Source organism: Thermoactinomyces daqus (assembly GCF_000763315.1).
Classification (GTDB): domain Bacteria; phylum Bacillota; class Bacilli; order Thermoactinomycetales; family Thermoactinomycetaceae; genus Thermoactinomyces_A; species Thermoactinomyces_A daqus.
In genome coordinates, this window is the sequence record NZ_JPST01000024.1 from 25,450 (window position 1) to 32,054 (window position 6,605).

The 6,605-nt window shown below is 46.5% G+C and carries 8 protein-coding genes; 2 read left to right on the top strand and 6 right to left on the bottom strand.

What is annotated here, in order from left to right:
• Positions 1-112: 112 nt before the first annotated feature.
• The gene (locus tag JG50_RS0111690) at positions 113-364 is read left to right on the top strand and encodes a spore germination protein (RefSeq protein ID WP_033101299.1); all 252 of its coding nucleotides are present in this window, start codon (positions 113-115) and stop codon (positions 362-364) included.
• A 20-nt stretch (positions 365-384) separates the two neighbouring features.
• Here JG50_RS0111690 and JG50_RS0111695 read toward each other — a convergent pair whose 3' ends face one another.
• From JG50_RS0111695 to JG50_RS0111730, 6 genes are all read right to left on the bottom strand, one after another.
• Complete coding sequence (locus JG50_RS0111695) at positions 385-645, bottom strand: hypothetical protein (RefSeq protein WP_033101300.1); 261 nt, start codon at positions 643-645, stop codon at positions 385-387.
• On the bottom strand, positions 646-1,440 hold the full coding sequence (locus JG50_RS0111700; protein WP_052154253.1) for an SDR family NAD(P)-dependent oxidoreductase: 795 nt from the start codon (positions 1,438-1,440) through the stop codon (positions 646-648).
• Entirely contained in the window at positions 1,425-1,847 is a 423-nt protein-coding gene (locus JG50_RS0111705) for a MaoC family dehydratase (RefSeq protein ID WP_033101302.1), read from the bottom strand. The genes JG50_RS0111700 and JG50_RS0111705 overlap by 16 nt, the downstream gene beginning before the upstream one ends.
• A gap of 371 nt (positions 1,848-2,218) precedes the next feature.
• The gene (locus JG50_RS0111715) at positions 2,219-3,490 is read right to left on the bottom strand and encodes a glycoside hydrolase family 18 protein (RefSeq protein WP_052154254.1); all 1,272 of its coding nucleotides are present in this window, start codon (positions 3,488-3,490) and stop codon (positions 2,219-2,221) included.
• Positions 3,491-4,033: 543 nt separating this feature from the next.
• Positions 4,034-4,399 (bottom strand): hypothetical protein, encoded by a 366-nt coding sequence (locus JG50_RS0111720; RefSeq protein ID WP_033101304.1) that lies wholly within the window; start codon positions 4,397-4,399, stop codon positions 4,034-4,036.
• Between the two features lie 343 nt (positions 4,400-4,742).
• Positions 4,743-5,402 (bottom strand): TetR/AcrR family transcriptional regulator, encoded by a 660-nt coding sequence (locus JG50_RS0111730; RefSeq protein ID WP_033101306.1) that lies wholly within the window; start codon positions 5,400-5,402, stop codon positions 4,743-4,745.
• A gap of 541 nt (positions 5,403-5,943) precedes the next feature.
• Between JG50_RS0111730 and JG50_RS0111735 the strand changes: the two genes are divergently transcribed.
• Positions 5,944-6,501 carry a GNAT family N-acetyltransferase gene (locus JG50_RS0111735; RefSeq protein ID WP_033101307.1) on the top strand — a complete coding sequence of 186 codons (558 nt, stop codon included), beginning with the start codon at positions 5,944-5,946 and terminating at the stop codon, positions 6,499-6,501.
• Positions 6,502-6,605: the final 104 nt, after the last annotated feature.

The window sequence follows — 6,605 nt, forward strand, 5'->3', positions numbered from 1 at the left end:
TATTGTATACCGCCCACCGGGCAAGTGTGCAGGAACATTTCCCTCTTGCCTACATAGAATAAAAAAACGGCAAGGTTAACGGTTTGGATGACCGGGAAGGGAGGTTGGCCAGATGAATCCCATCACCATCAACATCAATATCGGGGCGATCAAAGTTATTTCCATGACAACCGCCAGCACGTTTGCGATCGGACAGAGCGGGATCGCCAACCGAAACAACAGCAAAACCAACTCCGGACCTTCCACGATTGCCGACGGCACGGTTTATATGCCCATCAAAAAGCAAGTGACCTATGATCCGGATCAAATGGACACCCCCGAATGGGGCGGTGATCACGTGGTCACAGTACCGAATTTGAAATAGCGGAGCAAAAACGGACTTCATCAGGAATGAAATCGATACATATCGGGATTTAAGCTCTTTTGAGACAAATCCAGTGGAATTATCTGTGAAACTCCGTGATCAAAGAAGAATTTGATGAGCGGAGAAAGAGCCGCCGCGGCAACTTTTTCTGGCTTTTGTCGCCCTGGACGAGCAATATCGCCCTGTTGGGATTGCTCTTCTTGCGTACCCCCGCCGGAGAAAAAAGCGGGGGTTTTTCCGTTGCCTGCAAAAGGGATGACTGCCGGCACAATTCCACACATTCAAATTCCGCCGCTCACATACAAAACCTGACCGGTGATGAAGCTGGATTCATCGGAAACCAAAAACAGCACCGCATTGGCCACATCTACCGGTTTGCCCGTGCGTCCGAGCAACGAGTTTTCTGCCGCCGCTTGCTTCAGTTGTTCAAAAGTAATCCCGATCCGTTCCGCCGTCGCTCTGGTCATATCCGTTTCGATGAACCCGGGGGCAACAGCATTCACATTAATGTTGAATTTTCCAAGCTCGATGGCGAGGGTTTTGGTAAAACCTTGAATCCCGGCTTTGGCTGCCGAGTAATTCAACTGCCCCCGATTGCCGAGCGCCGATGTGGAACTGAAATTTACAATTTTCCCATAGCGCTGCGGAACCATGAAACGCTGGGCGGCTTGCGAAGCGTAAAACGTTCCTTTCAGATGGACGTTCATGACAGCGTCCCAGTCCTCGTCCGTCATTTTATGAACCAGATTATCGCGGATCACGCCCGCGTTGTTTACCAGAATATCGAGACGGCCAAACGTGTCCACCGTTTTTTTCACCATCTCTTCCACCGATTCACGCTGCGTGATATCGCAGGGGATGGCAATCGCTTCGCCGCCCGCCTCACGAATTTTCGCCGCCGTTGCCTCACACGATTCCGCATTCACATCCGTCACGGTCACTTTCGCACCTTCTTCTGCCAACCTCTGCACCGTAGCAGCCCCGATTCCTCTGCCGGAACCTGTCACAATCGCCACGCGATCCTTTAACCTCGTTGTTTTCCGACCCCTTTCAAACTTGGTTAATTGATCGGTAATGCAAACTCTGCCTTGCCGGTAACCACTTTATCCCCTTTTTGCATTGAAGCCCAGATTTCACAGGTAACCACCTGTTGTCCCCCGTCATTCCGGGTTTCGGTAACCTTCCCTGCACAGGTGATCACATCGCCGGGTCGCACCATTCCGGTAAAGCGGACGCCGAAAGTGCGCAAATGCCCTTCCAGGCCGATCGTATCGGTAAGCATCTGGCCGACGAACGCCATCGTCAACATCCCATGGGCAATCACCCCGCCCAGCCCCGCTTCCTTCGCATACTCCTCATCCCGGTAAATCGGATTTGGGTCCCCGATGGCCTCGGCAAACTTGCGAATCGCCCCTTTCTCCACCTCATTTTTCACCGGGGATGATTCAGCACCAACAAACGGAAGAAACATTTGCAGACTCATACCCGAATCCCCTCCTGCAAGGGCTCATCGCCTTGATTCGCGTCGATCATCAATCATCATGGCCGCTTCTCCGGCAAACCGTTACGCCATTTCCGACTTCCTTCCGATTAAACCCTCACTCCATTTATCCGGCTAATTTTATGTTAAAACAGAATCTTATTTATATTATAACTAATCTTCATAAAAAACGATATGAATCAGTCTCCTGCCATGGTCCGGCCGGTTTTTGGAGAGATTCTTTGTGAAAACGGGCGAATTGATCAGGCCAAATGGCAAACACATTGAGATCAATCCGATCATCCATCCCGCAAGGCAAATAAAACCCGGGGCAGTCGGCCAAACCGCCCCGGTTCACATCAAAGATCAAACGATTATTGTAAGTCGTTATAAACTTTCGTTAACAACGTTTTGTTGCGATCCGAACTCAAGTCCCAGATCATGGCACCGGCAAGTCCCTTTGACTTCAGATAGCTGGTTTTATACCCGATCGATTCGGCATCATCGTAAGAGATGAAGGTCCCGTTGGAAGGATTAAAGAGATAAGGTACTTTTGCAACATCGTTCCAGTAGCGGGTATACCCGTTTTTGTTGATATAATTGGCTTCCAGGTCAGAAAAGTCGAATATGCCCGATTCCCATGTTCCTTGCGGTGTTCCCGTACATGTCTGGTATTGTCCGTTGCCGGCAGAGTTGCAGCCTGTCCATCCGCGCCCGTAGAATGGAAGGCCGAGAACGATTTTGGAAGCGGGCACACCGGCTCTTATAAAGCCGTCAACAGCAGCACTGACATTAAAGGTCGATTTATCCGGGAAGGGATCAGCAGGATCGGCATACAGCGGCGCATTATGATTGCTTCTCTGTTCCCATCCCCCGTGAAAATCGTAAGTCATGATGTTCACATAATCGAGGTAAGAGGCTACTTTGCCCATTTCGGTATTTTGCAGGTAGCTCGGGCTGGCACCGGCAGCAATCGTAAGCAGGTAGTGCTTGCCGTCCTGCTGCCCCGCAGCGTCCAGTTTTTCCCGCAATTTTTGAATTAAAAGAGTAAAGTTTTGTTTATCTTCGGGTCTGCCATTTTGCAACCCTCCGCTGACAGGGTACTCCCAGTCGATATCCACTCCGTCGAAGCCCCATGTGCGTATAAAACGAACCGCACTGTCGGCAAATTTGGTGCGGGAAGCATCGGTCAGGGCCGCATCGGAAAAACCGCCGGACCATGTCCATCCACCCACGGAGATAATTGTTTTAAGATTGGGATATTTTTGTTTCAGCTTCGTCAACTGGTTAAAGTTCCCCCGTTTGCAGCCCGCGTCCCAACAATCCCCCGGGAAAAACTTGTCCGTATCGGCATAAGTATCACCAACAGTCACTTCCCCATTTACAACATTGGCAAATGCGTAGTTGAGATAGGTGATTTTGGAGGCATCAATATCCATCACTTGAAAGTTACGGTCATAGGTGGCCCAGCTCGGATAATAAGCGACGACGTTTTTGCCGGAAGCTGCGCTGGTTGCGGCCTGGCTTTTTGCAGTTGGAGCACTGCCGGCAAAGGCACCGGCGGGCAAGATGCCGATCAGAAGCAGCATGATCAAAGCAACGGCTAATCTCTTCCCAAACCTGGCCTTATTTTTTTTGCTTTTCATCCATTTCACTCCTGTCCTTATGTCATATTCCGTTCACCCGATTCAAAAAACTCAAACACTTACTGCTTCACTTTCCCTTCCGTTTTCCTCTATCACCTCTTTATTCAAAAAATTGGTATAGACATATGGTTGTATCAATCTATTTGTATTATAATGAATATTACTGTTAAATTAAAGTAAATTTTTTGATAAAAGATAATTAATTTTATTATTTAGAATATGTTTGTCAAATTCCATGCCGTATCACTTGAGGTTTATACCAAATTGGCCATGATCAACGCTCAGGAAAAATGTCGTCCCTGCGTTTCCAGCATAAACACAAAATGATTTGCGTTACCTATACGGTTTCTCAAATCATGTTCCATTCCTTGGACAATCGGAGACAATCCCGCCAGATGCCTGTCCGGAATAAATTCAGATGCGGAAAATTATTCCGTGAACGGTTGCCGTACTCTTCAAAACAAAAAAAGTCTGACAACCCTTACCCGCTTTTTACCACCGGGGATTGTCAGACAATTGCTTTGTAATCAGCGTTTTGATCTTTTATCTTCTACTGCTTAAAATTCCATACCCTTGACAATTCGAATGATCATCACATACTAAAAATAATCTGTATTTTCCCGGTCGTACATTAAATCGATGATTATATGTTTGGTTGCCGTAAGTTAAGTCCCCCTCAATGTTTGTTCCTTCTACATAAAAGCTCATATCATTTCCATCAACATTGTCCGTGTTCTTTACATACACGCCCAACTTTTCACCGGGTAACACCTCAACCACACGTGTACTTTTCACGTCTTCTCTAGGTCTCAAATCCACTCGTGATGCGTCTGCAGCAAAGGCGTTAATGTGGAAAGAAAATACGAATAGCAAAGCGAGGCAAGCAGAAAGGAACGTACTTTTTTTCATACAATCACTCCCGAATTTCATTTTGGATTCAATACCAACCAGCCAGTATATATAAACCGACCGGTTGGTTTACCTTTATTGCAAATATTATCCAGCTTAAAATCAATATTCAAATTAAAAAACTTCATAAAATATGGGATATTCCATGAAACATCAAGAGACCCAAAAAAACAGAGATTTGGTTGATGAGTTTGTCAAGTTTTCCGCCAATCCCGTTTGTTGCACGAAGGGTCCATCCGCGAGAGAAAACGGGGAAATTGGTCCATAAAAAAGACTTGAGCTGCCTGCTGGAAAACTCAAGTCTTCTTTTATTTTTTCGGCCACAATCCCCCATCGCCAAATCTCATCCACGGCGCTGTTCTGCCTGATGATCGAGGCCATGAAATAAAACGTCCAGGGTAAGTTGTATCTCTTTTTCATCATCCCATTCCTGCTCCGGAGCCAGAATGGTTCTCATTATGACATATCCGGCGAGGAGACTGAACACGATCCTGCCGAAAACGGGAGCAGGCAAACTTACATCACCGATCTTTTCGCTGAGTTGCGAAATCCGCGGAAACACATTTTGTTTCACAAACTTTGAAATCACTTCGCGAAATTCCGTACTCAACAGAAGTTCCTGCAAAACCAACTTGACGACATCCGTATTTTCGATGGAAAATTGGACCCTGTCCTTAAAGATGGCATAAAAAATATCATGGTAGTCCTTTCCGTTGTTCAAGATATTGTCCGTGCGTTCCATCAGAATCGGTTGCAATGCTTTTAGCATGGCAGGGTAAACCGTTTGCCTGAACAGTTCCTGTTTGCTGCCAAAATTTTTAAAGAGCGTTTTTTCCGACACCTTTGCCTTTTGCGCGATGGCTTGGGTCGTGGTTCCGTCGTATCCTTTTTCGGCAAACAACTCCAGAGCGGCGCCGATGATATCTTTTTGTTTCCCGGTAAGATTGTCCCCGTCCATAATCGATTGCGCTTCTTTTAATATGTTTTCTAATTGCCCGTTCATTTCCTATTCCTCCGATTCGTTTACAGCTGCTTCTTTACTGCCGGCCGGCGGGTTGGTTCGTCCCAAATTCTTGTACCCTGAATAGATCATACCTGTGCAAAGTCGGCTCATCAAGGGCAACGGGATATTGAGCAGATCGCACAAGCCAATGGAATGAAAAATGGCTGATGGGACAACCCAAACCAGTCACAGTATTTCCGCCGGGATCGTGTGTTTTGCTTGTCCCGGCTGCCCGCGGCTTGACCCCTTCCTCCGGCCTGCCCCTTCGCGGATCAATTCAATCCCGCGATTTGACGTGATCCACAGAAAAACTTAGTAATTGAAAGCGACACACCCCGTTTCCCCGCCCTATTTGCATCCCGGCAAGATGATGATCAACCGTAAATCGGCGACTATTTCCTTGGGATTTCCGCCATTTTATCTGGAGCCGCGGATCCGATCTTTACAATCCATCGGTCGTAAAATAAACTTTTCTACCAGAGGGATTTTCAAAGGATCAGAAAAATGAGGAAATATCAGAGGATAAGGGGACAAACACTGAATGGGTCATGTGGAAATCAGAAGACCGCGAATTGAAGACAACGAAGAATTGAATCAATTTTTCCGCACCGTGATTGAGGACACATTTGCCAAAGAAGGACTGTCGAAGTTTGTTGATGATCTGAACAAGGAAATTGAAGACAAGAAGCACTCTTTGAAATGTGATTTTGACAGCAATGGAAAAGCTCGTTATTTTTTGATTGCCCTCGATCAAAAGAGTCAGAAAATTATCGGCACTATTGAATACGGTCCCGCAAGAGAGCTGATCAACCGTTGCACAGGTGGAACATTGAAAGAATTGCCGGAGATAGGAACTGTGTTTGTTCATCCGGATTATCAAAGACAGGGAATTGGAACTTTGCTCTTCAATGTAATGATTCTCACCCTGATTAACAAGGGAATCAATGAATTTTGTCTGGACAGCGGATATCCCAATGCACAGAAAATATGGCGAAAGAAATTGGGTGAGCCTGATTATTTGCTGAAAGATTATTGGGGCCTGGGGCATGACCATATGATTTGGAGGAGATCCACACATGATATTCGCATCATATTTTAAAAGATGAAAGTCATGGCTCTGCGTCCCGGCCGGACACAATCTTTCACAGCAAAAAACCACCTCAAAATGAGATGGTTTTTGGTTTGCCTGGCAACGACCTACTC